Genomic DNA, 26,687 nt, shown 5'->3' with positions numbered 1-26,687 from the left:
AACTCATCAATCGTGGTGTCGGCTTAGAAAGCGCGTTGATAAGGCAGTATGCCGCTGCCCAACATTTCTTTCGTTCCGAGGGTTTGATTGTTCCCCAGGCCTCTAAGTTCAATGTTGAATCCAATCTTATTGTCATACTTACTTTCGGACTTGGTAGTATCGTAGCTGGTGATCTTACGTTCGTAGCCCACGTTGATGGCCCAGCAGCAGGTGTTGTACTGCAAACCAATCAGCTGATCGGCGGATTGCTGTGCTTTGGTGTCGTAATAATACGCCGCAACAACGGCCCAGCGGTCGGCAATCGGCCAGCTGGCGATGCCGCCCACCTGCGAAATACCATCCTGATAGCCTGGGTTAGTCAGTTTTGGTAGCGTCGCCTGAATATATTCCGGGCTGGCATAACGGTAGCTCAACTGAACCATTCTTTCTGAGTCAGCGCGGTATTCCAGAACGGCATCACCTAACGCCAGCGCATCTAAACGGGTGTCATACTGCACACCGCCACGGATGCCCCAGAAATTATTGATTTTGTAATAGCTGTCACCGGCCCAAACCAGGCTGCCCCGGTCATCACTTTTATCCAGTACACTGTCCACGTCGCCCGTGCGCGGTGGCTGGAAGTAGTAAATCTGACCGGCAGACGCATTGAAGCGTTCTTCCAGATTTTCGTCGTAAATACGTGTCGTTAAACCGGTTGCCACCTGGTTTGCAGACGCAATACGATCCAGGCCGCTGTAGCTCTTATCGCGGAACAGACCGGTATAGTCGGACTGCAGCAGCGTTGAGTCATAGGTATTAATGCCACTCTGATTACGATACGGAATGTACAAATACTGCGCACGCGGTTCGAGGGTCTGGGTATAATCACTGTTCCAGTCCATCGTCCGGTCAAAGACCATTTTGCCGTCGGTTTTGAACTCAGGCATCACGCGGTTCACGGATGAACGAAGCTCCGTATCCGTATTGCTATCAGGAATATCCTGCTGATAGTGTGTCGCCATCAGCTTAACTTCGTTATCCAGGCTTCCCCAGCCGTTACTCAGCGGCAGGCTCAGCGTCGGTTCGAAGTGCGTACGAACCGCTTCCGGGTTGTCCGGATTAACGCTGGTGAATTTCACCGCCTGACCATAAAGGTGCAGGTCGAATGGACCCAGATCGTTTTTATAATAGTTGATGTCCAGTTGTGGTTGAGCGCGATAAGCATCTGTATCGCCGGAACCTGCGAACACCTGGAACTGCTTACTGGCCAGCGTCACATCCCAGTTTTCGTTGGCATAGCCTACGCTAAACTTCTGGGTGGAATAGCCGTCAGTGCTTGAACCGTATTTCGAGTCGAAATCGGTGAAATAGTAGGGATCACTGACCTTGGTGTAGTCGACGTTGAAACGCCAAACCTGATCGTATACGCCGGCATGACGCCAGTAGTACATCCAGCGTTTTGTCGTATCGTCGGTACGCCCCTCATCTTTTACAAACTGATCATCAATCTTCTTATCATTACCCAGGTAATCAAATTCCATCAGACCTGCACCGGCCACGGTCAGATAGCGGAATTCGTTCTGCAATTGCAGACCCCGGTTACTCATGTAGTTCGGCGTAATCGTGGCATCGTAGTTTGGCGCAATGTTCCAGTAATAAGGAACCATCAGGCCGAAGCCGTTATTACTGCTGTATTTGGCATTCGGGATGAGGAAGCCCGAGCGGCGTTTGTTACCAATCGGCAACTGCATATACGGGCTGTAGAACACCGGAACCGGGCCGATATGGAAGCGGGCATTCCAGATTTCAGCCACTTCTTCCTGACGGTCCTGAATCACTTCTGAACCCACCACGCTCCAGCTGTTATCGCCAGGCAGACAGGTCGTGAAGGTGCCGTTGTCCATGATGGTGTAGCGGTTGTTGTCACGCTGCTTCATCTTGTCGGCATTACCCCGGCCCTGTCGGCCCACCATCTGGTAATCGCCATCCTGAACGTCGGTATCTTTCGTCGTCAGGTTCGCAAAGCCTTTCGGCCCGTTCAGCTTGATCTGGTTATCGTTATAACGCACGTTCCCGGTCGCCGTGGCGGTGCGGGTCGGAGTGGGCTGATTGGGGTTGGCAATTTGGTTGAGCTGAACATGATCGGCATCGAGCGTACTGTTACCCTGAACAATATTAACGTTGCCGCTGAAAAGCGCGCTGTCAGGATAATTTCCGGTGGCCTTGTCGGCATTGATGGTCACAGGCAGTGAATTAGGATCACCCTGCACCAAAGGTTTGTCATAGGTCGGAACGCCGAGCATACATTGCGCTGCGAGGTCGGCCATTGCGCCGTGACTGTACAATACTGACCAGATTGTGGCAGCCAGCACTGTGGGTAAGCGTGTTTTCAGACGTCTGTTTTTCATACGTAAAATGGTGTTCCGTCATCAGAGGCATCATGCCGGCAAACGGTCAGAGACTATCTCACTCATCATGGTTGCGCTAGTGTTAAATCCAACCTGTTACGCTGTCGCCGTTAGGCACAACGATAAATGCCGGTTATGATAAAGCAATTTTTAAGCGACGGCATGGCGAATTGAGGAGTATATGCAGTATTGGGGAAAACTGCTCGGACTTATCCTGGGCTTATGGTCCGGTTTAGGCTTCTGGGGAATTGTTTCAGGGGTGTTGATAGGGCATATGTTTGATACCGCGCGTTCAGCGAAACGCCGTGGATATTTCGCCGATCAACAGACACGTCAAACTCTCTTTTTCCGCACCACGTTTGAAGTGATGGGGAATCTGACTAAATCAAAAGGCAGAGTGACCGAGGCGGATATACAAATCGCCAGTCTTTACATGGAACGTATGCAGTTGCACGGTGAGCAGCGTGAAGCCGCCCAGCGCGCCTTCCGCGACGGGAAAGAGGCGAATTATCCGTTGCGGGAAAAAATGCGGGCATTGCGCACTGCGTGTTTCGGCCGCTTTGATCTGATCCGGACTTTTCTGGAAATCCAGATCCAGGCGGCGTATGCCGACGGTTCTTTGCACCCGAACGAGCGCGAAGTGTTGTATGTGATTGCCGAAGAACTCGGGATCTCCCGCATGCAGTTCGATCAGTTCCTGCGCATGATGGAAGGCGGACAACAGTTCGGTGGAAGTCAGCAGGGCGGAAACTCTTATCGCGGCGGCTATCACCAGACACAGCAAGGCCCTACGCTGGCCGATGCCTGTAAAGTGCTGGGCGTGAATGCTACGGACGATGCGACCACTATCAAACGTGCGTACCGTAAGCTGATGGGCGAACATCATCCGGACAAACTGGTGGCAAAAGGTTTACCGCCGGAAATGATGGAAATGGCGAAAGAGAAAGCGCAGTCGATTCAGGCCGCGTATGATCTCATCAAAAGAGAGAAAGGTTTTAAGTAATCTTCTCCGCCACAAAAGTAAAAGGCGCTGAATTCAGCGCCTTTTTTGTGTCTTCCGGAAGCTTAAAAATCCGGCTCGCAGCTGAATACCAGCGGCGCGTCAGTGATCGGATGGTAAAACGACAGCTCCTGCGCATGGAGTTGCAGACGGTCTGCGGCGGCCAGCGCCTGCGGATGTGCGTAAAACTTATCGCCCAGAATCGGATACCCGAGCGCCAGCAAATGCACGCGTAGCTGATGCGAACGTCCGGTAATTGGCCGGAGTTTTACGCGCGTCGTGCCGTCTTCATCCCACGACATCACTTCATACTGCGTCAGCGCTTTTTTCCCGGTCTCATGGCAGACTTTCTGCTTGGGCCGGTTGGGATAATCGCAAATCAGGGGTAAATCAATGATGCCGTAATCCTCTCCGACCCGCCCCCAGACGCGCGCGATATACACTTTCTTGGTTTCGCGTTCGCGGAACTGGCGTTTAAGTTCACGCTCAGCCTCTTTGGTCAGCGCCACCACGATCACGCCGCTGGTCGACATATCCAGACGATGTACCGATTCCGCTTCCGGATATTGCTGCTGAATGCGCGTCATCAGGCTGTCCTGATGTTCGGCTAATTTCCCCGGTACCGAAAGCAGCCCGCTTGGCTTATTCACCACCATGATGTGTTCATCCTGGAAAATCACCTGCAACCAGGGATCGGTCGGTGGATTGTAATTCTCCAGCGGCCGGGTTTTGGACGGTTCAGGCATTGTCGGTTGATGTTCGCTCATAGCGGTTTCAGTCTGCATTCAGGGTGGAATAAAAGAAGGGATGCAGTACCGGCTGCATCCCGACAGGCTTACTGGTGGCTGACGACCACCAGACGGATCGCATCCAGACGCCAGCTTGCGTCGTTCAGATTCGCCAGTACCTGCTTACGGTTTGAGTCTACCGATTCCAGTTCGTCATCGCGAATGTTCGGGTTCACTTCTTTCAGCGCCTTCAGACGATCCAGCTCCTGGGTCAGTTGCTCGTCCGCTTCGACTTTCGCCGCGTCAATCAGCGCACGCGCCTGCTCTGCAATTTCCGCTTCAGCCTGTTGCAGCATGGCGTGAACATCCTGCTGTACGGCATTTACCAGCTTGCTGGAATTATGACGGTTGATGGCGTTCAGCTGGCGGTTAAAGCTTTCGAACTCCACCTGCGCGGCCAGGTTAGTGCCTTTGCGATCCATCAGCATACGCACCGGCGTCGGTGGCAGGAAGCGGGTCAGTTGCAGGTGTTTCGGTGCCTGACATTCGACCACATAAATCAGTTCTGCCAGCAGCGTACCGACCGGCAGCGCCTTGTTTTTCAGGATTGACACCGCACAGCTGCCGGTATCGCCGGAAAGGATCAGATCCAGACCGTTACGCACGATCGGATGCTCCCAACTGATGAACTGCGTATCTTCACGCGACAGCGCCTGTTCACGGTTAAACGTGACAGTACAACCGTCTTCAGGCAAGCCCGGGAAATCCGGCACCAGCATATGATCAGACGGCGTCAGAACGATCAGGTTATCACTGCGATCGTCCTGATTGATGCCGACGATATCAAACAGGTTCAGCGCGAAATTCACCAGATTGACGTCGTTATCCTGCTCGCCAATTTCCTTCGCCAGCTGCTGCGCACGTTCGCCGCCGTTGGAATGCATCTCCAGCAAACGGTCGCGGCCATTTTCCAGCTTCTCTTTCAGCGCGTCGTGTTCTGCGCGGCATTTGAGAATAAAGTCGTCCAGACCTGCCTGCTCAGCCGGTGTGGCGAGGAACGCAATCAGCTGATCGTAAGCGCTGTCATAAATAGTGCGGCCGGTCGGGCAGGTATGTTCGAACGCATCCAGACCTTCATGGAACCAGCGAACCAGCACCGACTGCGCGGTTTGTTCGAGGTAAGGCACCATGATGTCGATATTGTTTTGCTGGCCGATACGGTCCAGACGGCCAATACGTTGCTCGAGCAGATCCGGATTGAACGGCAGATCGAACATCACCATTTTGCTGGCGAACTGGAAGTTACGGCCTTCGGAGCCGATTTCAGAACACAGCAGAACCTGGGCCCCTTCTTCCTGAGAAGCAAAATACGCGGCGGCGCGGTCACGTTCGATGATCGACAAACCTTCGTGGAACACGGCGGCGCGGATGGCTTCGCGTTCACGCAGAACTTGTTCCAGTTGCAGTGCGGTGGCGGCTTTGGCGCAAATCACCAGCACTTTCTCGTCACGGTTGGCGGTCAGATAACCGAGCAGCCATTCCACGCGCGGGTCGAAGTTCCACCAGGTGGCGTTTTCGCCTTCGAACTCCTGATAAATCTGCTCCGGGTACAGCATGTCGTGCGCACGGGCTTCGGCAGTTTTCTTCGCGCCCATAATGCCCGAGACTTTAATCGCGGTCTGATACTGCGTTGGCAGCGGCAGTTTCACGGAATGCAGATGACGATCCGGGAAACCTTTTACGCCGTTACGGGTGTTACGGAACAGTACGCGGCTGGTGCCGTGGCGATCCATCAGCATCGAAACCAGCTGTTTTGCGGCGGCTTCGTCGCCTTTATTGGCGGCGGTCAGCAGCGCGTCGGTGTCAGCATTGCCGACGCTTTCGCCCAGCAAGGCCAGCGCTTCCGGCGTCAGCGGCTCTTTGTTGAGCAGCAGCGTCACGGCATCAGCGACCGGCTGATATTGCTGCTGTTCTTCGATGAACTCTTCGTAATCGTGGAAACGATCCGGATCCAGCAGGCGCAGACGCGCAAAGTGACTTTCCTGGCCCAGTTGTTCCGGCGTTGCGGTCAGCAGCAGGACGCTCGGGATTTGCTGGGAAAGCTGCTCGATAACCTGATACTCGCGGCTCGGCGCGTCTTCGCTCCACACCAGATGGTGCGCTTCATCGACCACCAGCATGTCCCAGGACGCATCGGACAACTGCTCGAGGCGGGACTTGTTGCGGCGCACGAAATCAAGCGAACAGATGACCAGTTGTTCGGTTTCAAACGGGTTGGTCGCTTCATGCACGGATTCGGCGTAGCGGTCATCATCAAACAGAGAGAAACGCAGGTTGAAGCGGCGCAGCATCTCAACCAGCCACTGATGTTGCAGGGTTTCAGGCACCACGATCAGCACGCGTTCGGCGCGGCCGGACAGCAATTGCTGATGAATAATCATGCCGGCTTCGATGGTTTTACCCAGGCCCACTTCATCGGCCAGTAAAACGCGCGGCGCATGACGCTGGCCGACTTCGTAAGCGATGTGAAGCTGGTGCGGGATCAGGCTGGCGCGCATACCGCGCAGGCCGCCGAACTCCAGACGGAACTGCTCGCGCTGATATTTACGTGCGCGAAAACGCAGGGCAAAACGATCCATCCGGTCAATCTGACCGGCGAACAGGCGATCCTGGGGTTTGCTGAACGTCAGTTTGCTGTCGAGCAGCACTTCACGCATGGCAACGCCGGTTTCTTCCGTATCCAGACGGGTACCGATATAGGTCAGTAAACCTTTGTCCTCAATGACTTCTTCGACTTGCAGCTGCCAGCCTTCGTGGCAACTGATGGTATCACCGGGATTGAACATCACGCGGGTGATCGGGGAATCATTTCGGGCATACAAACGGTTTTCACCGGTGGCGGGGAAAAGCAGGGTAACCATGCGCACATCCAGCGCGACCACGGTTCCTAATCCTAATTCGCTTTCCGTATCGCTTATCCAGCGTTGACCCAATGTAAACGGCATAATCTCTCTCTGTGTTATTTGCTCTGTATACGATAACTGCGGCAGCGACTGCGCATTGCTCGCTATGCCTCTGATAATGCTCGGGCAATAGTTTTCTTTTCCCGTCAGCAGGCGGGAAGTGATTCACTGTGTGAGGATGTTTCAGAAATGGGAAAGGGCGCTATGGTAATGGAAGGTAAGCGATTCGTCACCTTAGAATCACATTCGCCGCACCTTCTTTTGCTTAAAATAGCCCCATCTGTCCTGTAATGAGTGTAGCAAAATCGTCATGAAGGAAAGGCAAAATGCCGTCGGCCACTGGTTCAAGCTGACGTTCGATGTAGTGATCGTAATCAACCGGTGACTGGCGGTTCTCCAGCGGTTCCGGCCCGGAGGTGGTCATTACGTAGCTTATCCACCCGCCATTCTGGTACTGCTTTGCGCGGCCATGCTGCACATTATACTCATCCGCCAGCCGCGCTGCGCGGACGTGCGGCGGCACATTTTTCTCGTAATCACTGAGCTTGCGGCGCAGGCGTTTGCGGTACACCAGTTTATCGTCTAACTCGCCATTGAGCGTGCGCGCCACGTAATCACGGACATAATCCTGATACGGCTTCTGATGGAAAATCCGCTCATACAGTGCCTGCTGAAACTCCTGCGCCAGCGGCGTCCAGTCGGTACGCACCGTTTCCAGCCCCTTGTAAACGATGTGTTCGCCGTCGGCATCTTTCACCAGCCCGGCATAACGCTTTTTACTGCCGGTTTCAGAACCGCGAATGGTCGGCATCAGAAAGCGTTGATAATGGGTTTCGAATTCCAGTTCCAGCGCGCTTTCCAGCCCGTATTCCTGCTGTAAATGCTGCTTCCACCAGGCATTCACCTGCTCCACCAGACGGCGGCCAATCACATCGGCGTCTTCCTGCGTATGGGCTTTGTTAAGCCAGACAAAGGTGGAATCCGTGTCGCCGTAAATCACCTGATAGCCTTCGGCCTCAATCAGCTCGCGGGTCTGGCGCATGATGTCGTGCCCGCGTAGCGTAATGGAAGAAGCCAGACGCGGATCGAAAAACCTGCAGCCGCTCGAACCGAGTACGCCATAAAAGGCGTTCATGATGATTTTCAGCGCCTGCGACAGCGGTTTGTTTTTGTGTTTTTTTGCGGCTTCGCGCCCCTGCCAGATCTGGTTGACGATTTCCGGCAGGCAATGTTTTTCCCGTGAAAAACGGGCGTTGCGGTAGCCGGGAACAGAATGTTCATCGTCGGGCTGTTGCATCCCGGCCACCAGCCCGACCGGGTCGATCAGGAACGTACGGATAATCGACGGGTACAGACTTTTGTAATCGAGCACCAGCACGGAATCATATAAACCGGGGCGGGAATCCATCACAAAACCGCCGGGGCTCATTTCGCCTTCCAGCTCACCCAGATTCGGCGCGACATACCCGGCGCGGTGCATTCGCGGTAAATAAAGGTGAGTGAATGCGGCGACTGAACCGCCGCTGCGGTCGACGGCCAGCCCGGTCACCGACGCGCGTTCGAGAAGAAACGGCATCAGCTCGGTTTTGGCAAAAATACGCGTGACCAGCTCGCAGTCTTTCAGGTTATAGCGTGCCAGCGCGGGTTTGTCTTCGCGAAAACGTTGTTCGATTTCGGCCAGACGCTGATACGGGTTATCGCTGGATTTCCCTTCGCCTAACAAACTTTGCGAGACGAATTCCAGGCTGAAAGAGTTGAAGTTCCAGAAGGCGGATTTCAGGGCTTCAATGCCGTCGATAATCAGACGACCCGCAGCGGCGGCAAAGAAATGCCCCTGTTTGAAACCGTGCTCGCGCCATTCCAGCTCACTGCCGCCGCGCCCGAATTTAAGCGGGATTTTGTAGCGGTCGGCGTGTTTTTGTAACACGCGTAAATCGAACTGCACAACGCTCCAGCCGATAATCGCATCCGGATCGTAAGCTTCCAGCCACTCATTGAGTTTTTGCAGCAATTGCGGACGGCTGTCGACGTATTCCAGCGTAAAATCAAACTGACTGTCCGGGTCACCGTTCGGCGGCCCGAGCATATAGACGTGGCGCTGTCCGCAGCCTTCCAGCCCGATGCAGTACAGCTCGCCGTTGCCGCTGGTTTCGATATCCAGAGAACAGAGTTTCAGCGGCGGGCGGTATTCCTGCGCCGGTTTCATTTTGGTCTCAAGCAGCAGATTGCCCGGCCCCGGTTTACCGCTGAACCACACCGGCGCAGTGATGTAGCGCTCCATCAGAAAGCGTTCCGGCGGGCGGATATCCGCTTCATAGACCCTGACGCCGTACTCTTTTAGCCGCTTTTCAATCCGCATTAACTGCCGGTGTTGCGGGCAATACAGGCCGAGAACCGGCCGGGAATGGAAATCCTGCAACGGCAGGTCGCGCAAACTGACATTTTTTTCATCGGCCAGCAGACGCTCAGCCAGCGCCCGCTGTTCCACCGGAATAAAGGCGACCGATTCCTGCAACGGCAGGCGAACTTTCTGCGGGCCGTCGTCAGTCGCCAGCCACAATTCCACTTCCGTGCCACGCGGCGTGTCGCGCCAGTGGCGGGTCAGCACGAATCCCTGACGTGGCGACATGTCGGGGGTACGTGTGGCGGAAGGAGTGGATTGTGCGTTAATAAGCGCCTCGGAAGCGGAAAAAAAATCAATGACAGAGTATGGTTATTTATACAGTCTTTGTCCACGACTCTGGCTTCTGCCAAATACGCATACAATTACTGGGTTGACGACAATAGTTCGTGCGCTGACAATCCAGCCGCTTGATGTATTTACTACAATCAAAGTTCAGAAAACTGACATTTGTCTCATTATTTATCCGTACTGATGCTCTACGCCTTTTGCGTCACAATTACTGGGAATTTATGGAAGCCTATTTACAACATCTGGTCGCTCAGTCGGTGGGCTTTGCTTTAATTATTGTCGCCGTGGTGGCTTTTTTCGAATCGCTGGCGCTGGTCGGGCTGATTCTGCCCGGCACGGTGATGATGGCGACGCTCGGGACGCTGATCGGCAGCGGGCAGGTCGGCTTGTATGAAGCGTGGCTGGCAGCCGGACTCGGTTGCTTCTTGGGCGACTGGGCGTCTTACTTTATCGGACGGCGTTTCAAAGAACCGCTGCATCAGTGGAAGTTCCTGCAACGCTATCAGTCATTGCTCGATAAAACCGGGCTCGCCCTTGATCGCCACAGTTTTGCCACCGTGATCATCGGGCGTTTTATTGGCCCGACGCGCCCGCTGGTGCCGATGGTTGCCGGTATGCTGAATCTGCCGCCGTTTAAATTTGCGCCGCCCAATATCGTCGGCTGCATTGCCTGGCCGCCAGTCTATTTCTTGCCGGGAATTCTGGCCGGTGTGGCGATCGATATCCCTGCGGGCCATAACAGCGCGGTCTTCAAATGGATGCTCTTTGCGGCGTTCGTACTGATCTGGCTGAGTGCCTGGCTTATCTGGCGCGGGTTCCGCGCCGGAAAAGCAGCGCCAGATGCGATGACAAAATGGTTACCGTTGCCGCGTCTGCGAGTGGTGTGCGTGCTGAGCCTGGTTGCGACGGTAGTAAGCATCGTGATGCTGAGCAAACAGCCGATGATGCCGGTTTACGGTCATCTGCTGTGGAAAGTGATTACCCGCTGACGGGAACGGCAATTTCCTGCTAAACGCTTTCTGCAGGAGATTGCCGTATTATTTCTCTTTGCATGAAATGATATCGTCTGCTTATCATTCATGATAACTTTCCTCTATAAATAGTTCACCTTACCGATTATTTTTTAATTGATTTACTTAATTTGAACTCTCTCTCAGTTCTGACCGATAGTTTATTTTCCTTTCCGAATTTTCCGTTTTTTAAAATTTCACAATGGGTTGTTTTTTATAGATAAAATACCGTTCCGTGCCATTTATAGGTAAAAACTATAAATGCCCCGATAAATCAATATTGGTTTAACTCTTTCCTCATCGTGAATACTCCCAGCGCTCTGACATTTGAATCCTATGCGCACAGACTTTACGCGTGTGCATTTCTGGCTAAGGGAATTAAGCTCAATGAAAAAAATTATTAAATATACGTTACCTCTTGCACTGTCATTTTTAACGCCTGGCGCTCAGGCTGAATATTTATGGGGATTCTTTGATACCGGTTTGCATTATCTGGACTGGACACAAAACACCACGCACAGAACGGGAATGAAATCGCATAAAGATGACTTTTTCTATCTTGAACTGGAGGGCGGTGCGGGATTTACCTGGGGCGAAACCTATGGTTTCTTCGATCTGGAAAATCCGCTGAATAAAGAACATGACCAGCCGGGAGATGAACAGCGTTATACCTTCAAAAGTACCAACCGGTTCTATCTGGGAAATTCAGGTTTTAACCTTTACGGGCATTTATATGGCACCTACGGCGCGCCGCTCGGTGTGCATTTCCATGACGTTATGGCGTTATACGGAATTGGCTACAACATTAAAGCGGGTAACTTCTGGTATAAGCCTTTTATTGCCAAACGTTATACCGATCAGACGTATTACACCGGCGATAATGGCTATGTATTTGGCTGGGCTGCGGGGTATGACTTCACCGCGTGGGGTGAGAATTTCAGCCTGACTAACTGGACGGAATATGAATTTGACCGCGCTGACCAATATGCTGCCGGCAACGGCGGTAAAGAAGGTGTTAACGGCGGTGCCGGGTTCTGGTGGAAGCCTAATCCAAGCCTGACGGTCGGTTTACAGTACCGTTATGCGGATAATAAATTGGGTGAAAGTTTCCTGCAGGACGGGATTATTTATTCCATAAAATATAACTTCTGATCTGCTCGTATCGCATTGTTCATGCTCTCCTGAAAGGAAATAAAATGACAATACAAATCCGGCTGAAAATTATGTTCTTTCTTCAGTTTTTTATCTGGGGTTCCTGGCTGGTGACGCTGGGTTCTTATATGATCAACACATTGAATTTTACCGGTGCGCAGGTGGGATTAGTTTACGGCGCAAAAGGCATTGCCTGTATTATTATGCCCGGCATCGTCGGTATTATTGCGGACCGATGGGTAAAAGCCAATAAACTTTATGCGCTGTGTCATTTCTTCGGCGCGATAGCCTTATTTACAGCGGCCGGCATCGCAGACCCTGATCTGATGTTCTTTGCGATGCTGTTTAATGCGATGGTTTATATGCCGACCATCGCACTATCCAATACCATTTCCTATATTTGCCTTGAGAAAGGCGGGCTGGATACGGTGAAAAATTTCCCTCTGGTACGCGTATTTGGCACGGTCGGGTTTATTTTTGCCATGTGGGTCATCAGCCTTTCCGGCTTCGAGCTTAGCAACATTCAGCTGTATATCGCGTCGGGCATCTCCGTGGTGCTGGCTCTGTACGCGTTAACGCTGCCGGCTTGCCCGACGTCCGGCGTGAAGAAAGGCAGTTCGTGGGGGACCTTGCTGGGGCTGGATGCGTTTGTGCTATTCCGCCAGAAGAAGATGGCCGTTTTCTTCCTTTTCGCCATGCTGCTCGGCGTTTCCCTGCAAATCAGCAACACGTTTGCCAGCCCGTTTATGCATGATTTCTACCGCAATCCGCTGTTCCACGACAGCCTGGTGGTGAAGTATCCGTCCATTCTGTTGTCGATGTCCCAGATTGCCGAAGTCTTCTTTATTCTGACCATCCCGTTCTTCCTGTCCCGGTTTGGGATCAAGCGGGTCATGATGATCAGCATGGCGGCCTGGACGCTGCGCTTTGCGTTGTTCGCTTTCGGCGATCCGTCGTTTGGCGGGATGATTTTCCTGCTGTTGTCGATGCTGGTGTACGGCTGCGCGTTCGACTTCTTCAACATTTCAGGGGCGATATTCGTTGAAAAAGAAGTGGCGCATAACATCCGCGCCAGCGCTCAGGGCTTATTTATGACGATGGTGAATGGTGTCGGAGCGTATATCGGTGCCATTGCCAGCGGGCACGTGGTCGATCACTTTACGGTGGATGGCGTTAAAGACTGGCAAAGCATCTGGCTTGCTTTTGCCGCTTATACCGTGGTTCTGGTGATCGTCTTTGCCTTCACGTTTAAATACAAACACAACCCGGCCGGATTCACCAAACCGGTCCTCAGCCACTGATATCAGGACGCCGGATGCCCAGCACTTTGGCTTCCGGCGCGGTGCCGTCAGCCAGCGCCTGCGTCGGACCATCGTAGAAAATCCGGCCATCCACAATCAGTAAGGTGCGCGGCGCAATCCGCGCCGCATCGTCCAGATTGTGCGACACCATCAGCAGCGTGAGATTGCGCTGCTCACACACGTTATCCAGCAAACTTAGCATCTCACTGCGCAGCGCCGGATCGAGTGCCGAAAACGGTTCGTCGAGCAGCAAAACCGGCTGACTGCGTAACAGGCAACGCGCCAGTGCCACGCGCTGACGCTGCCCGCCGGAAAGCTGCGACGGCAGGCGTTCCAGACACTCTTGCAGCCCGACCTGCCGGGCGATTTCCTCTAATGCCTGCTTTTGCTGCGCGCTGAGTTTCAGCCCCGGATGCAGCCCCAGCCCCATGTTCTGGCGCACGGTCAGATGTGAGAACAGATTGTTTTCCTGAAACAGCATCGAGACCGGACGTTTCGCCGGTGGCGTTGCGCTGTGATCGGCACCGTTCAGCAAAATCTGCCCGCTGACCGGCGTCAGAAAACCCGCCACCAGGCTGAGCAGGGTACTTTTCCCCGCACCGCTCGGGCCGAGGATCGCCACGCGTTCACCCGCCGCGATACGCAAATCAAAGCGCATCGGCAAATGCTCGTACAGGTAAGTCAGTTTATTCAGCGTCAGCATGGCGGCCCGGCAATTTCTCAATCAGGGTAAATAACAGGAAGCATAGCAGCAGGAGTAAAAGCGCCGTGACCGCACCGTCCTGGCTGCGATAGGAACCCATCTGCTGATACAGATAAAACGGCAGCGTGCGGAAATTCTCGTTGCCAAACAGCGCTATCACACCGAAATCGCCGAGTGACAGCACGCAGGCGAACGCCAGTGCCTGCGCAATCGGACGTTTCAGCGCGCTGAGTTCCACCCGGCGCAAGCGCTGCCAGCCGTGCATATCCAGCGAAAGGCACAGAGGATTGTAGCGTTCGGCCACGTCGCGCATCGGGTTATCCAGCACTTTTAAGGCGTAAGGTACGGCCATCAGCGCGTTGGTCAAAATGACCAGCGGCCACGGCGATTGCGGCAAACCCGTGGTGTCGCCGAGCAGCAGGAAAAAGCCCGTCGCCAGCACAATACCCGGCATGGCGAGGATCAGCATTCCGCTGAGATCCATCGCCTGCGCCCAGCCACTTCTCCGGCGCAAACGCAGCTCGCGGCTGCTCCACAGCAACATCATCGTCAGCAACACGCACACTACTCCGCTGCCCAGCGCGATACGGACTGACGTCCATAACGCCTGCCACAGCGCGGGCTGTTGCAGCACACTGATGGCGGCGCGATTCACACCATCGAAAATCACCGCCAGCAGTGGTGGCAGGATCAGCAGCAAAGCCAGACCAATCAGCAGGCCGTCGGTGATGCGGCGCAGCGGGGAATCGTCCGGATTACGCCAGCGCTGCGCATGCGTTTGCCCGACCGGCAGCGCCTGACTGAGTTTCTGGCTGAGCAGCACCAGTGCCAGACAGCAAAATAGCTGGATCAGCGCCAGTGTGGCGGCGCGGCCTAAATCGTAGTCGTAACTCAGCGCCTGATAGATTGCCAGTTCGATGGTGGTCGCCTGCGGGCCACCGCCAAGGGAAAGGACGGTCGCAAAGCTGGCGAAACACAGCATAAAAATCAGCGCCGCCGCCGGGAAAATCTGGCGACGCAGCGCGGGCCATTCGACAAAGCGAAACTGCTGCCACGCGTTCATCCCCAACTGAGCCGCCAACTGGCGCTGCTCAACCGCGATATTTTCCAGTGCCTGCAATAAAAGACGGGTCGCCATCGGCAGATTGAAAAAGACGTGCGCCAGCAAAATGCCCTGTAAGCCATACGGCGAAAAATGGTAATCCACGCCCAGCCAGCCGCAAATCTGCGCCAGCCAGCCCTGTCTTCCGTACACGCTGAGAATGCCGAAAACCGCGACTAAAACCGGCAATACCAGGGTCATCGCGCACAAGCGTAATAAAAGCTGGCGGCCGGGAAAACGGCGGCGGAAGAGGGCGCGGGCCAATAAAATGGCGGGCAGCATCGAGCAGAGCGCCGAAAGCAGCGCCTGCCAGAAGGTGAAGCGGATGACGTGCCAGAGATACGGATCCTGCCACACAGACGCGCCGCTCATGTGTGGCGCATGACGCCACAACGAGCCTAATGCCAGCGCGGCGACCAGCAGCATCACCAGTGACGCCACCGCGCCCGGCCAAAGCCAGCGGGGGATCAACGGCTGACGGCGTTCTGCCATGCCTGAATCCATTCGCTGCGGTGAGTAGCCACATCCTGGGCGCTGTATTGCAGGGATTTCGCCGGTACGGTCAGCTGTTTGAAGGCATCAGGCAATGGCGTACTGATCACCGGATACATCCAGTTGCCGGTCGGAATGACTTTCTGGAAATCTTCGGTGGTGACGAATTTCATGAACTGTTCAGCCAGTTTCGGCTGTTTGCTGCTGGTCAACTGACCTGCGACTTCCACCTGCATGTAATGGCCTTCGGTAAAGTCAGCGGCGGCATAATTGTCTTTCTTCTCTTCGACAATGTGATACGCCGGAGAGGTGGTGTAGCTCAGCACCAGATCGCTTTCGCCCTTGAGGAAAAGGCCGTAAGCCTCGCTCCAGCCTTTAGTGACGGTCACGGTTTTTGCCGCCAGTTTTTGCCACGCTTCCGGCGCTTTATCACCATAGACTTTTTGCATCCACAGCAGCAGGCCAAGACCCGGCGTGCTGGTGCGCGGATCTTCGTAAATCACTTTCCATTTCTGGTCGCTGTTGATCAGCTCATCGAGGCTTTTTGGCGGGTTTTTCAGTTTGTTTTTGTCATACACGAACGCGAAATAGCCGTAGTCGTAAGGCACAAACGTCGTGTTATTCCAGCCGCCCGGCACTGTCAGTTTTGCGTCGGTTTTCGGCGCTTTGGCAAACAGACCGGTTTGCTCAGCGGCCTGCAACAGGTTGTTATCCAGCCCGAGCACAACGTCTGCTTTGCTATTTTTGCCTTCCATCCGCAGACGGTTCAGAAGCGACACGCCATCTTCCAGCGCGACATATTTCAGTTCGCAGCCGCATTGTGCTTCAAAGGCTTTTTTGATTGCCGGGCCAGGGCCCCAGTCGGCAGAGAAAGAATCGTAGGTGTACACCGTCAGAACGGGTTTTGCAGCAAAGGCAGGTGCAGAAAGTAACAGCAGGCAGGACAATAATTTTTTCAACTTTGCGCTCCAAAAAAGAAAAGGGGCAAAGGATTTTGAGTGAGCATTGCACAGTCTCAAATCCCTCCGCCGGGGTTAACCGGATCAGGTTCGACGGGTATCAGGTCTCAGCCATATTTAAACTTGCGTTAACAAGTGCAGGCACCCCGTTGAGAACGGATGTCATTCTAGTGATTATCGGCGCAATGCGATAGTCCGATTAGCTGTCGGGGGGCGCGAACCAGGCAGATTTGAAGTCGAACCAGCCGAGGGTGTTCATCCGCACGCCGCGCATACTGCGCTGGCCTTGCAAAACCAGCCAGTGATGGAACAGCGGATGAATATGGTGGGTGGCGACCTGTTTCTCGCTCCAGTGTGCCATCGACAGCTTACCGTCGTGCCATAACGCGGCGTCTTCATCCATCGTTTGCGGGAAGCAATAGGCCGTCAGCGGCAGTTCAAAGAACGTCGCAAACAGGGAAAATTCCAACGGCAATGTGAAGTTTGCGCTGCCGAGCCACAGATCACTGTGTGCATCGCCACGGTGCCAGACGGCGTAATCCACGATCTGAATGATCAGTTCGATCCCCTCCGAAGCCAGTATTGGCCGCAGCGCGTTACAGATGGCGTGATGTTCAGAATGCTCGCTGTAAAACGTCAGCGTTATCTGCGTCAGATTTTCGGGTTTTGGCGGACGTGTTTGAAGCGCCTTGTGATGCCAGCGGGGCAACAGGCCGTATGCCGGCGACCAGTAGCGCTGATAGATTGGCTCTGCGGCATTCAGTAAAGCAATCGGACTCAGTAAATCACACAGCCATGCCCGTATTTCATCCTTCTGGCCGATGGCCGAGCGCTGGTCGAACATCAGGAAATAGCAGCCCTCTTCAAGGCGGCTTTCAAGCTCACTTTTGCCGGATTCATCGGCCTGAAGCTGGACGCCGGAATGTACCAGTTCTTCAGAGAGTTCCGGTAAAACCCAGATATTGACCTCGTCGATCAGCGCCCGGAATCCAAAATATTCGTCAAACGCGCGGATCCGCAACTGGGTTTTCTGGTTTCGCACCACGGCATACGGGCCCGTGCCCACCGGATGGCGGGCGAAATCCGGCAAGGACTCCCATTCCTGCGGCAGGATCGTGGCGTGAATATTGCCTAACAGCCACGGCAGCCAGCGATCGGGCGCGTTCAGATGGATGTCGATGACATTGGGCGTCGGCGATGTCACAGACGCGAGATTACTGAACAGCCGGTGTGAATGCATCAGGCGGGTAAAAGTGGCGATGATATCCGCCATTTCCAGCTCGCGACCATGATGAAAATGAATCGCCGGGCGAAGATAAAATCGCCAGTGTAGTGGCGAAAGTTCCTGCCAGTGGTGCGCTAAGTCGTCTTCCGTTTCCCCATTTTCCTCATTTATGCGCGTCAGCCCGCTAAAAATCTGCCGCGCGATATGCGTTTCAGAACGGCGGAGCATGGTGCCGGGCAGCAGGTTAAACAGCGGGCGATAATACAGGACGCGCAGAATATGTTTGCCCTGACGGAAGCTGCGTCCCAGTTGGGATAACAGCATCTGGCGGACACTGCTTTTGTCGCCCACCAGTTGTACCAGTTGATCGATATGATCCTGTTCAAGCAGTTCTTCCGCCCGCTGCTGCTGGAGCGCCAGCCCGGTATAAAGGAATGTCAGCGTTGATCGTTTACCTCGCCCGGCCTCGGCATCCCAGTTCAGCCAGCCCTGTTCCTGCATGGTGCGAAGCAGTGACCGCATATGCCGCCGCGAACAGTTCAGGATTTCCGATAATGCCTGCAAGGTGGTCTCGGTTTCTTCGCCGTGGCAGCTTTGCCACAATTTGATGAACTGCTGTTGCAAACGGGATGAGGTCATAAAAGAGGAACTCCGCAGGAAATCTCATCAATTTATCTTTCCTCATATTACCCCGATACTGATCTCCAACGAAAGCCCGTCATGAAGGTCAGGAGGTCATCATGAAAAACGTTCTAACTGCCCGCTTCTATCAGCGCTATTTCTCTGCCATCAGCAGAAATGCGGCCAGAAATCATGCTGACTGGTTGTCATGGGTTCCGGTGGAATACCGTTTAGACATTCTCTCCCGTCTGACACAGTGGGACATAGAATCGCAGAGCGATGAGCAATACCGTCGTCATTTATAATCCGCCGACGCGGCCAGATTCGATTTTCTGAGTAATGGTGTAATGTCACCAGCCAGTGGGGTAGCCCACTGGTTTTTTTCTATTCAATATCCCCTTCACACTTCGAGCCGCAGATGCGTTGGCCGCTCTTGTTCACCCGAATCACTGACTCATGTCAGCTCATCGGGATTCGCGCGTTTGCCGCCTTCCTGCAACTCGAATTGTTTTGGGTATACACTGTATGTTTCGTTGTAAGACTTTCATTTCTCAGGGATGGCGTTATGTCTAAACCTCGTATTAATGCAATTTATGTCACCTTTCTGGTGGTCTCCTTGCTGTGTGGTATCGCCGGTGCATTACAGGCGCCGACGCTCAGCCTGTTTCTGACCAACGAAGTGAAAGTCCGTCCGCTGTGGGTTGGCTTCTTTTATACCGTCAATGCGCTTGCCGGGATTGCGATCAGCTTTCTGCTGGCGAACCGCTCGGACAATAAAGGCGACCGCCGCAAGTTGCTGATGTTTTGCTGCCTGATGGCGATCGGTAACAGTCTGGTGTTTGCGTTCAGCCGCGATTATCTGGTGCTGATCACCGTCGGTGTTTTACTTGCAGCTATCGGGAATGCGGCGATGCCACAACTGTTTGCGCTGGCGCGTGAGCACGCCGACCGTTCTTCCAGTGAAGTCGTCATGTTCAGCTCGATGATGCGTGCGATGCTGTCGCTGGCGTGGGTGCTGGGCCCGCCGCTGTCTTTTATGCTTGCGCTGAATTACGGCTTTACGCCGATGTATCTGAGTGCGGCAGCGGTGTTTGTCGGCAGCATACTGATGATTGCCTTTTTCCTGCCGTCCGTGCCGCGCCTCGAACAGCCGGTGGATGAAAAAGTGGTGCCGGTCAGTGCGTGGCGGAACAAAGATGTGCGTCGGCTGTTTTTCGCGTCATTGCTGATGTGGACGTGCAATATCATGTACATCATTGATATGCCGCTGTATATCACCCGGGATTTAGGTTTGCCGGAAGGGCTGGCGGGGTTGCTGATGGGAACGGCTGCGGGGCTTGAGATCCCGGCGATGTTACTGGCGGGCTATCTGGTTAAACGTACCGGTAAGCGCAAACTGATGCTCTATGCGGTGGCGAGCGGGGTGATTTTCTATGCCGGTCTGGTGGCGTTCCCGTTCAAAGCCGCGCTGATGATCCTGCAACTGTTTAACGCGATTTTCATCGGCATCGTGGCGGGTATCGGGATGCTGTATTTTCAGGATCTGATGCCGGGGCGCGCCGGTTCTGCGACCACGTTATTCACCAACAGTATTTCGACCGGGGTGATTTGTGCCGGTTTGCTTCAGGGCGTGATCGTGGAGAACTTCGGCCATTACCCGGTGTATTGGGCCGCGACCGTTCTGGCGGTTTTATCGCTCGGCCTGATGGTTAAAGTGAAAGACGTCTGACCGCGCTGAAAAGAAAAACCCGCGAATTTCGCGGGTTTTTTTATGCCTGATGCACGGTAATCAGTGCATAAATTCAGGCTGATTTTTCTCGTAGCTGGAGATGTTTTCTTCGTGCTGCAAGGTCAGGCCGATGCTGTCCAGACCGTTGATCATGCAGTGGCGGCGGAAGCTGTCGATGACAAACGGATAGCTTTTATCACCGGCTTTCACGGTTTGCGCTTCCAGATCCACTTCGAACTGAATGCCTTCGTTGTCACTCACCAGCTGGAAAAGTTCGTCAACTTCCGCTTCGCTCAGGGTGATGGGCAGCAACTGGTTGTTGAACGAGTTGCCGTAGAAAATATCGGCAAAGCTCGGCGCGATGACCGCGTGAAAACCGTAGTCGGTCAGCGCCCACGGCGCATGTTCACGGGAAGAACCGCAACCAAAGTTTTCGCGTGCCAGCAGAATACTCGCGCCTTTGTAGCGCGGTTTGTTCAGCACGAAATCGGGATTCGGCATCTGGCCGGCGTCGTCCAGAAAACGCCAGTCATTAAACAGGTGCTGGCCGAAACCGGTGCGGGTTACTTTCTGCAAAAACTGTTTCGGGATAATCGCATCGGTATCGACGTTTGCGGCATCCAGCGGAACCACCAGACCGATGTGTTGGGTAAATTTAGCCATGGTGTTTTCCTCAGTTCAGTTCACGGACATCAGCGAATCGGCCGGTGACCGCCGCCGCCGCCGCCATTGCCGGGCTGACCAGATGCGTACGGCCGCCACGGCCCTGACGGCCTTCGAAGTTACGGTTGCTGGTAGATGCGCAACGTTCGCCCGGTTCCAGACGGTCGTTGTTCATCGCCAGACACATGGAGCAGCCCGGCAGACGCCATTCAAAACCGGCTTCGATGAAGATCTTATCCAGACCTTCTTCTTCTGCCTGCGCTTTAACCGGACCAGAGCCTGGCACTACAATCGCCTGCACGCCGGTCGCCACTTTGCGGCCTTTGGCAACCGCTGCGGCTGCGCGTAAGTCTTCAATACGTGAGTTGGTGCAGGAACCGATGAAGACTTTATTGATCGCAACGTCGGTCAGTTTAATGCCCGGCTGCAAATCCATGTACGCCAGCGCTTTTTCAGCGGAAGCGCGTTCAACCGGATCGGCAAACGAAGCAGGATTTGGGATCACCTGATTCACCGCCATTACCTGACCCGGGTTGGTGCCCCAGGTCACCTGTGGGGCGATTTCAGCCGCGTCCAGCGTCACAATGCTGTCGAACTTTGCGCCATCCTCAGTTTTCAGGGTTTTCCAGTATTCAACAGCGGCGTCCCAGTTCTGCTCTTTCGGCGCAAACTGGCGGCCTTTCAGATAAGCAAACGTGGTTTCATCAGGCGCAACCAGACCGGCTTTTGCCCCCATTTCAATTGCCATGTTGCACAGGGTCATACGACCTTCCATGCTCAGCGCTTCAATGGCTTTACCGCAGAATTCTACAACGTGGCCGGTACCGCCCGCGCTGCCGGTTTTACCGATAATCGCCAGCACGATGTCTTTGGCGGTGATGCCCGCCGGGGCTTCGCCGGTGACTTCAATTTTCATGGTTTTCGCGCGGCCCTGTTTCAGGGTTTGCGTGGCCAGAACGTGCTCAACTTCAGACGTACCGATACCGAAAGCCAGTGAGCCGAACGCGCCGTGCGTGGCGGTGTGGGAGTCGCCGCACACGATAGTCATGCCCGGCAACGTCATACCCTGCTCAGGGCCGATGACGTGTACGATGCCCTGGAACGGGTGGTTCAGGTCATACAACTGCACGCCAAATTCTGCACAGTTTTTGATTAATTCCTGCATCTGAATGCGCGCCATTTCGCCGCTCGCATTGATGTCTTTGGTTTGCGTGGACACGTTGTGATCCATGGTCGCAAAAGTTTTGCCCGGCTGACGCACCGGACGGCCCATCGCACGCAGGCCGTCGAATGCCTGCGGAGACGTCACTTCATGAACCAGATGGCGGTCGATGTATAATAATGGCGTTTCGTTTTGCGCTTCGTAAACCACGTGAGCATCAAACAATTTTTGGTACAGCGTCTTGGCCATGTTATGCCCCTTCTTTCACAAAGCGGGCAATAATGTCGCCCATTTCACTGGTGCCCAACGCCTGCTGGCCGTTCGCCAGATCGCCGGTGCGGTGGCCTGCTTCCAGCGCTTTATTCACGGCCTGTTCGATTGCATTTGCCGCGTCATCCGCGCCCAAACTGTAGCGCAGTAACAGTGCCGCAGACAGGATTTGTGCAATCGGGTTAGCGATGTTTTTACCGGCGATATCCGGCGCTGAACCGCCTGCCGGTTCGAACAGACCAAACGCCTGCTCGTTCATGCTGGCAGAAGGCAACATGCCCATAGAGCCTGTGATCATCGCGCATTCGTCAGACAGGATGTCGCCGAATAAATTGGAACACAGCAGCACGTCAAACTGGGACGGATCTTTAATCAGCTGCATGGTCGCGTTGTCGATATACATGTGGCTCAGGCTGACGTCAGGGTAATCTTTTGCGATTTCGTTAACCACTTCGCGCCACATAATAGAGGTCTGCAACACGTTGGCTTTATCGATGGAGGTCACTTTGCTGCGGCGTTTGCGCGCAGATTCAAACGCGATGCGTGCAATACGTTCGATCTCGAAGCGGTAATACACTTCGGTATCAAACGCTTTTTCGTGTTGTCCCTGACCTTCGCGGCCTTTCGGCTGACCGAAGTAAATACCGCCGGTCAGTTCCCGCACGCACAAAATGTCGAAGCCTTTTGCGGCGATGTCGGCACGCAGCGGGCAAAATTCTTCCAGACCTTGATACAGACGGGCAGGGCGCAGGTTGCTGAACAATTTAAAGTGCTTACGCAGCGGCAATAATGCGCCGCGTTCTGGCTGATCGTTCGGCGGTAAATGTTCCCATTTCGGTCCGCCGACGGAGCCAAACAGAATGGCATCGGCCTGTTCGCAGCCCGCAACGGTGGCTTCCGGCAACGGGCTGCCGTGTTTATCGATGGCTGCGCCACCGACGTCATATTCGCTGGTCGTAATTTTCAGGCCAAAACGCTGACGCACGGCGTCCAGAACTTTATAGGCCTGGGCCATAACTTCAGGGCCAATTCCGTCTCCGGGTAAGACGGCAATATGATGGGTCTTGCTCATGTTCACACCGTTTCCTGATTATTTTGAATGTTGTTTTGTTGCTGACTTTCCTGCTGCAAACGTTGTTTTTCGATCTCAACTTGTTTGCTGCGCCAGATGTTGTTCAGTACGTGCACCATCGCTTGTGCGGAGGATTCGACGATGTCCGTCGCCAGACCCACGCCGTGGAAGCGGCGGCCATTAAAGGAGACGACAACGTCGACCTGACCCAGCGCGTCGCGGCCCTGGCCTTTTGCACTCAGCTGGTATTTGACCAGCTCAATCTGATAGCCGGTGATGCGGTTGATGGCCTGATAGACCGCATCAACCGGGCCGTTGCCGGTGGCGGCTTCGGTCATGATTTCTTCGCCACAGGCCAGATTCACAGAAGCCGTTGCGGTAATTTTGGAACCGGACTGCACGCTGAAGTTATCCAGACGGTAGAATTCTGGTTCTTCCTGCTGCTTATTAATGAAGACCAGTGCTTCTAAATCGTAGTCGAAAACCTGACCTTTTTTGTCGGCCAGCTTCAGGAATGCGGTATACAGATGATCCATGTTGTAATCGGATTCTTTATAGCCCATTTCTTCCATACGATGCTTCACGGCCGCGCGGCCGGAGCGGGACGTCAGGTTCAGCTGAATCTGGTTCAGACCGATAGATTCCGGGGTCATGATTTCGTAGTTTTCGCGGTTTTTCAGCACGCCGTCCTGATGGATACCGGAGGAGTGTGCAAACGCGTTAGACCCGACAATCGCCTTGTTGCCCGGAATCGGCATGTTGGTGATCTGGCTGACAATCTGGCTGGTGCGGTAGATTTCTTTGTGATTGATGTTGGTGTGAACATTCATGTATTCCGAACGGGTGCGGATGGCCATGATCACTTCTTCCAGCGCGGTATTCCCGGCGCGTTCGCCGATACCGTTCAGCGTGCCTTCAACCTGACGCGCACCAGCCTGAATGGCGGCGATGGAGTTACCGACCGCCATGCCCAGATCATCGTGGCAGTGAACGGAGATAATCGCTTTATCGATGTTAGGCACGCGTTCGTACAGGTTAGTAATGATGCCGCCGAACTGAACCGGCGTGGTGTAACCGACGGTGTCCGGGATATTAATGGTGGTCGCGCCGGCTTTGATGGCGGCTTCCACGACGCGGCACAGATTGTCCAGCGGCGTACGGCCTGCATCTTCGCAAGAGAATTCCACGTCATCGGTATAATTACGGGCGCGTTTCACGGAGTGAATCGCCATATCCAGCACCTGATCAAACGAACGTTTCAGTTTGGATTCAATGTGCAGGGTAGAGGTCGCCAAAAATACGTGAATACGGAAGGCTTCTGCCACACGCAACGCTTCGGCTGCGGCATCGATATCGCCGTCGACACAACGGGCCAGACCGCAAACACGGCTGTTTTTAATCTGACGCGCGATAGTTTGTACAGACTCGAAATCGCCAGGAGACGAGACCGGGAAGCCCACTTCCATGACATCCACGCCCATTCTTTCCAGCGCCATTGCAATTTGAATCTTCTCTTTAACACTCAGGCTGGCTTGCAACGCCTGTTCACCGTCACGCAGCGTGGTATCGAAAATAATGACTTGCTCGCTCATGGGTTATTCCTTGTCTGCTTTATTTTCGCGCCCTGCGGGGGAGATAAAAAAAAACCCGCGCATCGGCGCGGGTTTATTGTCTGTGGAAGTTGAAATCAGTTCTGATTTTCGCCCACTGGCTTACCGCGCAAATTTTCTGCGTTGAGTAGTAGGCCTGGGAGACGGGTAATCATGAACATGTTTTCAGCTTCTCTTGATTGGGTGGTCGGAACGTATACCGTTCAAACAGTGCCTAAAGTGATACGGGAATGTCCCTGGCATGTCAACCTTCACTGTGTGGAAAACGCAAAAAACCTTGCAAATGATATTTTATCTCATTTAGCATAAAAAACTGGTTGTCAGAACATGTCTGGCGCAAAGGTTTTCGCGGTTTTTTCCTTCATGCAAAGCACATAAAAAGACCAAAAATAGGCAGGAATTTTAAGCATTGCGTTAAATAACCCTTCCAATACAGATAATTAGAGATAATGTAGCTCTGCTTAACTTATTATTCATTTTTCGCATGTTGTTTCCATAATCATTTTATTGTCTTATATCATCAGTTTTTAGGGGGAAGTGAGATTTATATTTCCCTTTATGATTATTAGGAAAGGTATTTCTCTATCCTTTCCTAAATAACATGATGAATTCCCACGGAATTACCGGTTATTGTTTCTGCTGGTCTGATATTTCTCCGTGCCCTGTTTTTATAAAGAAAGTTATTAACGTCGTTACTCCTTTATGATATTGGAGTGATCTTGATGGAGAACTTCATGTCAGATATGACCACAGAAAATAAAAATAAGCAGACCGAAACCGAAACACATCTTCGTAATGTGGATTTAAATTTATTGACGGTATTCGATGCGGTAATGCAATTACAAAATATTACCCGCGCCGCCAATATGCTGGGAATGTCTCAGCCCGCGGTCAGTAATGCCGTAGCCCGGCTGAAAGTCATGTTTAATGATGATTTATTTGTGCGTTATGGGCGGGGCATTCAGCCTACCATGCGTGCCCGCCAGCTTTTCGGGCCTGTCCGGCAGGCATTACAACTGGTGATGAATGAGCTGCCGGGCGCCGGTTTTGACCCGCACAACAGCATGCGTCAGTTTAATGTGGCGATTTGCAGCCCGCTGGATAAGCGTCTGACTTCTCAGGTTCTCAATGCTATTGAGACGTTATCAACCGGCGTCAGCATTAAATTACAGACCATCGTCAATGATAATATTGAGCATCAGCTGCGTTATCAGAATATTGAATTTATGATCAGCTATCGCAAATTCGAACGTGCCGATTTTTGTAATCAGGCGTTATTTAATGACGAACTGGTTCTGGTTGCGGCGAAAAATCACCCGCGCATTAGCCCGCATATGTCTGATGAAAAATACCTGAAAGAAAAACATGCCGTGATGGTGCTGGACCGTTTCTATTCTTTCAGCTCGGCTTATTACGACGACCCTGAAATGCAATCTTTAATTTCTTATCAGGGAACCGATCTTTTCAGCGTAATGGAAATTGTGTCTAAAACCGAAATGGTCGCACTGGTTCCGCGCTGGCTGGCACAGTCAAATGCAGGAATGCTCAATTTATCCGTGATCCCTCTGCCGTGGATGAAAAATCATCTGACCTGTTATCTTTCCTGGCATGAATCATCCAGCAAAGATAAAGGGAATATGTGGATGAAGTCTTTATTAAGCCAATGTGTTCTGTCTCTGTAAAAAGCCAACGACTCATACTTTTATTGCAGCCCCGGCTGGAGTAAAAGTGGCTGGTTATGATGTTCTTTGGAGTGTTTTATCCTGCTTGTTTTTTTTACCTCGTTAAAACCAGGCAGGTTTTTTTTGCAGTAAAAATTCATCAGGCCTCCTTTCCAAAAGCGCTT

Annotated in this window: 19 protein-coding genes and 1 riboswitch; of the genes, 7 read left to right on the top strand and 12 right to left on the bottom strand. The window is 53.4% G+C overall.

Annotation, left to right across the window (positions count from 1 at the left end; translation table 11 throughout):
* Window positions 1-23: 23 nt before the first annotated feature.
* Complete coding sequence (gene lptD / locus ACM5QY_RS01310; RefSeq protein WP_416118906.1) at window positions 24-2,387, bottom strand: LPS assembly protein LptD; 2,364 nt, start codon at window positions 2,385-2,387, stop codon at window positions 24-26.
* Between the two features lie 181 nt (window positions 2,388-2,568).
* Between lptD and djlA the strand changes: the two genes are divergently transcribed.
* Window positions 2,569-3,390, top strand: a complete 822-nt coding sequence (gene djlA, locus ACM5QY_RS01305) for a co-chaperone DjlA (protein WP_416118905.1) — start codon at window positions 2,569-2,571, stop codon at window positions 3,388-3,390.
* A gap of 62 nt (window positions 3,391-3,452) precedes the next feature.
* Here the strand turns inward: djlA and rluA are convergent, their stop codons facing one another.
* From rluA to ACM5QY_RS01290, 3 genes are all read right to left on the bottom strand, one after another.
* On the bottom strand, window positions 3,453-4,154 hold the full coding sequence (rluA, locus tag ACM5QY_RS01300) for a bifunctional tRNA pseudouridine(32) synthase/23S rRNA pseudouridine(746) synthase RluA (protein WP_416118904.1): 702 nt from the start codon (window positions 4,152-4,154) through the stop codon (window positions 3,453-3,455).
* A 68-nt stretch (window positions 4,155-4,222) separates the two neighbouring features.
* Window positions 4,223-7,120: an RNA polymerase-associated protein RapA gene (gene rapA, locus ACM5QY_RS01295; RefSeq protein ID WP_416118903.1), complete on the bottom strand. Its 2,898-nt coding sequence runs from the start codon at window positions 7,118-7,120 to the stop codon at window positions 4,223-4,225.
* 223 nt (window positions 7,121-7,343) lie between these two features.
* The gene (locus ACM5QY_RS01290; RefSeq protein WP_416118902.1) at window positions 7,344-9,707 is read right to left on the bottom strand and encodes a DNA polymerase II; all 2,364 of its coding nucleotides are present in this window, start codon (window positions 9,705-9,707) and stop codon (window positions 7,344-7,346) included.
* Between the two features lie 284 nt (window positions 9,708-9,991).
* On the opposite strand from ACM5QY_RS01290, the gene ACM5QY_RS01285 reads away from it, so the two are divergent.
* The 3 genes from ACM5QY_RS01285 (at window position 9,992) to ACM5QY_RS01275 (ending at window position 13,233) form a co-directional block, all read left to right on the top strand.
* On the top strand, window positions 9,992-10,759 hold the full coding sequence (locus ACM5QY_RS01285; RefSeq protein ID WP_416118901.1) for a DedA family protein: 768 nt from the start codon (window positions 9,992-9,994) through the stop codon (window positions 10,757-10,759).
* Window positions 10,760-11,167: 408 nt separating this feature from the next.
* A complete protein-coding gene (locus ACM5QY_RS01280; protein ID WP_416118900.1) occupies window positions 11,168-11,932 on the top strand; it encodes a nucleoside-specific channel-forming Tsx family protein in 765 nt (254 codons plus the stop codon).
* A 44-nt stretch (window positions 11,933-11,976) separates the two neighbouring features.
* Window positions 11,977-13,233 (top strand): nucleoside permease, encoded by a 1,257-nt coding sequence (locus tag ACM5QY_RS01275; protein WP_416118899.1) that lies wholly within the window; start codon window positions 11,977-11,979, stop codon window positions 13,231-13,233.
* Here the strand turns inward: ACM5QY_RS01275 and thiQ are convergent.
* The 4 genes from thiQ to sgrR form a co-directional block, all read right to left on the bottom strand.
* Complete coding sequence (gene thiQ, locus ACM5QY_RS01270; protein ID WP_416118898.1) at window positions 13,223-13,936, bottom strand: thiamine ABC transporter ATP-binding protein ThiQ; 714 nt, start codon at window positions 13,934-13,936, stop codon at window positions 13,223-13,225. The two genes, ACM5QY_RS01275 and thiQ, sit on opposite strands and share 11 nt — an antisense overlap.
* A complete protein-coding gene (gene thiP, locus ACM5QY_RS01265; RefSeq protein WP_416118897.1) occupies window positions 13,920-15,530 on the bottom strand; it encodes a thiamine/thiamine pyrophosphate ABC transporter permease ThiP in 1,611 nt (536 codons plus the stop codon). Before thiP ends, thiQ begins: the two co-directional genes overlap by 17 nt.
* Window positions 15,506-16,489: a thiamine ABC transporter substrate binding subunit gene (thiB, locus tag ACM5QY_RS01260; RefSeq protein ID WP_416118896.1), complete on the bottom strand. Its 984-nt coding sequence runs from the start codon at window positions 16,487-16,489 to the stop codon at window positions 15,506-15,508. Before thiB ends, thiP begins: the two co-directional genes overlap by 25 nt.
* Window positions 16,490-16,532: 43 nt before the next feature.
* A riboswitch (TPP riboswitch) is annotated at window positions 16,533-16,648 on the bottom strand.
* 40 nt (window positions 16,649-16,688) lie between these two features.
* Window positions 16,689-18,353 (bottom strand): HTH-type transcriptional regulator SgrR, encoded by a 1,665-nt coding sequence (gene sgrR / locus ACM5QY_RS01255; protein WP_416118895.1) that lies wholly within the window; start codon window positions 18,351-18,353, stop codon window positions 16,689-16,691.
* 101 nt (window positions 18,354-18,454) lie between these two features.
* Here sgrR and sgrT point away from each other — a divergent pair, with 101 nt between their 5' ends.
* Window positions 18,455-18,640, top strand: a complete 186-nt coding sequence (gene sgrT / locus ACM5QY_RS01250) for a glucose uptake inhibitor SgrT (protein ID WP_416118894.1) — start codon at window positions 18,455-18,457, stop codon at window positions 18,638-18,640.
* 260 nt (window positions 18,641-18,900) lie between these two features.
* Window positions 18,901-20,064: an MFS transporter gene (locus ACM5QY_RS01245; protein ID WP_416118893.1), complete on the top strand. Its 1,164-nt coding sequence runs from the start codon at window positions 18,901-18,903 to the stop codon at window positions 20,062-20,064.
* Window positions 20,065-20,124: 60 nt separating this feature from the next.
* On the opposite strand, the gene leuD is transcribed toward ACM5QY_RS01245, so the two are convergent.
* The 4 genes from leuD to leuA are packed head-to-tail and all read right to left on the bottom strand — an operon-like array spanning window position 20,125 to window position 24,823.
* Window positions 20,125-20,727 carry a 3-isopropylmalate dehydratase small subunit gene (leuD, locus tag ACM5QY_RS01240; RefSeq protein WP_416118892.1) on the bottom strand — a complete coding sequence of 201 codons (603 nt, stop codon included), beginning with the start codon at window positions 20,725-20,727 and terminating at the stop codon, window positions 20,125-20,127.
* 10 nt (window positions 20,728-20,737) lie between these two features.
* Entirely contained in the window at window positions 20,738-22,138 is a 1,401-nt protein-coding gene (gene leuC, locus ACM5QY_RS01235) for a 3-isopropylmalate dehydratase large subunit (protein WP_416118891.1), read from the bottom strand.
* A 1-nt stretch (window position 22,139) separates the two neighbouring features.
* Window positions 22,140-23,231, bottom strand: coding sequence for a 3-isopropylmalate dehydrogenase (gene leuB / locus ACM5QY_RS01230; protein WP_101075153.1), 1,092 nt, complete (start codon window positions 23,229-23,231; stop codon window positions 22,140-22,142).
* Between the two features lie 2 nt (window positions 23,232-23,233).
* Window positions 23,234-24,823: a 2-isopropylmalate synthase gene (gene leuA, locus ACM5QY_RS01225; protein ID WP_416118890.1), complete on the bottom strand. Its 1,590-nt coding sequence runs from the start codon at window positions 24,821-24,823 to the stop codon at window positions 23,234-23,236.
* A 752-nt stretch (window positions 24,824-25,575) separates the two neighbouring features.
* On the opposite strand from leuA, the gene leuO reads away from it, so the two are divergent.
* Window positions 25,576-26,523, top strand: coding sequence for a transcriptional regulator LeuO (gene leuO, locus ACM5QY_RS01220; RefSeq protein ID WP_416118889.1), 948 nt, complete (start codon window positions 25,576-25,578; stop codon window positions 26,521-26,523).
* Window positions 26,524-26,687: the final 164 nt, after the last annotated feature.

Origin of the sequence: Rahnella sp. PCH160 (assembly GCF_047784855.1) — a bacterium.
In the GTDB taxonomy this organism is placed as follows: Bacteria; Pseudomonadota; Gammaproteobacteria; order Enterobacterales; family Enterobacteriaceae; genus Rahnella.
Note: the sequence above shows the minus strand (reverse complement) of the source record. Positions and strands in the feature narration are given on the sequence as shown.

Excerpts from the sequence above, each read along its gene's own strand:
- ACM5QY_RS01290 (WP_416118902.1), bottom strand. The coding sequence starts at position 9,707 with ATGTCGCCACGTCAGGGATTCGTGCTGACCCGCCACTGGCGCGACACG.
- rluA (WP_416118904.1), bottom strand. The coding sequence starts at position 4,154 with ATGAGCGAACATCAACCGACAATGCCTGAACCGTCCAAAACCCGGCCG.
- leuB (WP_101075153.1), bottom strand. The coding sequence starts at position 23,231 with ATGAGCAAGACCCATCATATTGCCGTCTTACCCGGAGACGGAATTGGC.
- lptD (WP_416118906.1), bottom strand. The coding sequence starts at position 2,387 with ATGAAAAACAGACGTCTGAAAACACGCTTACCCACAGTGCTGGCTGCC.
- rapA (WP_416118903.1), bottom strand. The coding sequence starts at position 7,120 with ATGCCGTTTACATTGGGTCAACGCTGGATAAGCGATACGGAAAGCGAA.
- leuC (WP_416118891.1), bottom strand. The coding sequence starts at position 22,138 with ATGGCCAAGACGCTGTACCAAAAATTGTTTGATGCTCACGTGGTTTAC.
- thiP (WP_416118897.1), bottom strand. The coding sequence starts at position 15,530 with ATGGCAGAACGCCGTCAGCCGTTGATCCCCCGCTGGCTTTGGCCGGGC.
- djlA (WP_416118905.1), top strand. The coding sequence starts at position 2,569 with ATGCAGTATTGGGGAAAACTGCTCGGACTTATCCTGGGCTTATGGTCC.
- sgrT (WP_416118894.1), top strand. The coding sequence starts at position 18,455 with ATGAAAAACGTTCTAACTGCCCGCTTCTATCAGCGCTATTTCTCTGCC.
- leuO (WP_416118889.1), top strand. The coding sequence starts at position 25,576 with ATGTCAGATATGACCACAGAAAATAAAAATAAGCAGACCGAAACCGAA.
- ACM5QY_RS01285 (WP_416118901.1), top strand. The coding sequence starts at position 9,992 with ATGGAAGCCTATTTACAACATCTGGTCGCTCAGTCGGTGGGCTTTGCT.
- sgrR (WP_416118895.1), bottom strand. The coding sequence starts at position 18,353 with ATGACCTCATCCCGTTTGCAACAGCAGTTCATCAAATTGTGGCAAAGC.
- ACM5QY_RS01280 (WP_416118900.1), top strand. The coding sequence starts at position 11,168 with ATGAAAAAAATTATTAAATATACGTTACCTCTTGCACTGTCATTTTTA.
- ACM5QY_RS01245 (WP_416118893.1), top strand. The coding sequence starts at position 18,901 with ATGTCTAAACCTCGTATTAATGCAATTTATGTCACCTTTCTGGTGGTC.
- thiQ (WP_416118898.1), bottom strand. The coding sequence starts at position 13,936 with ATGCTGACGCTGAATAAACTGACTTACCTGTACGAGCATTTGCCGATG.
- leuD (WP_416118892.1), bottom strand. The coding sequence starts at position 20,727 with ATGGCTAAATTTACCCAACACATCGGTCTGGTGGTTCCGCTGGATGCC.
- ACM5QY_RS01275 (WP_416118899.1), top strand. The coding sequence starts at position 11,977 with ATGACAATACAAATCCGGCTGAAAATTATGTTCTTTCTTCAGTTTTTT.
- leuA (WP_416118890.1), bottom strand. The coding sequence starts at position 24,823 with ATGAGCGAGCAAGTCATTATTTTCGATACCACGCTGCGTGACGGTGAA.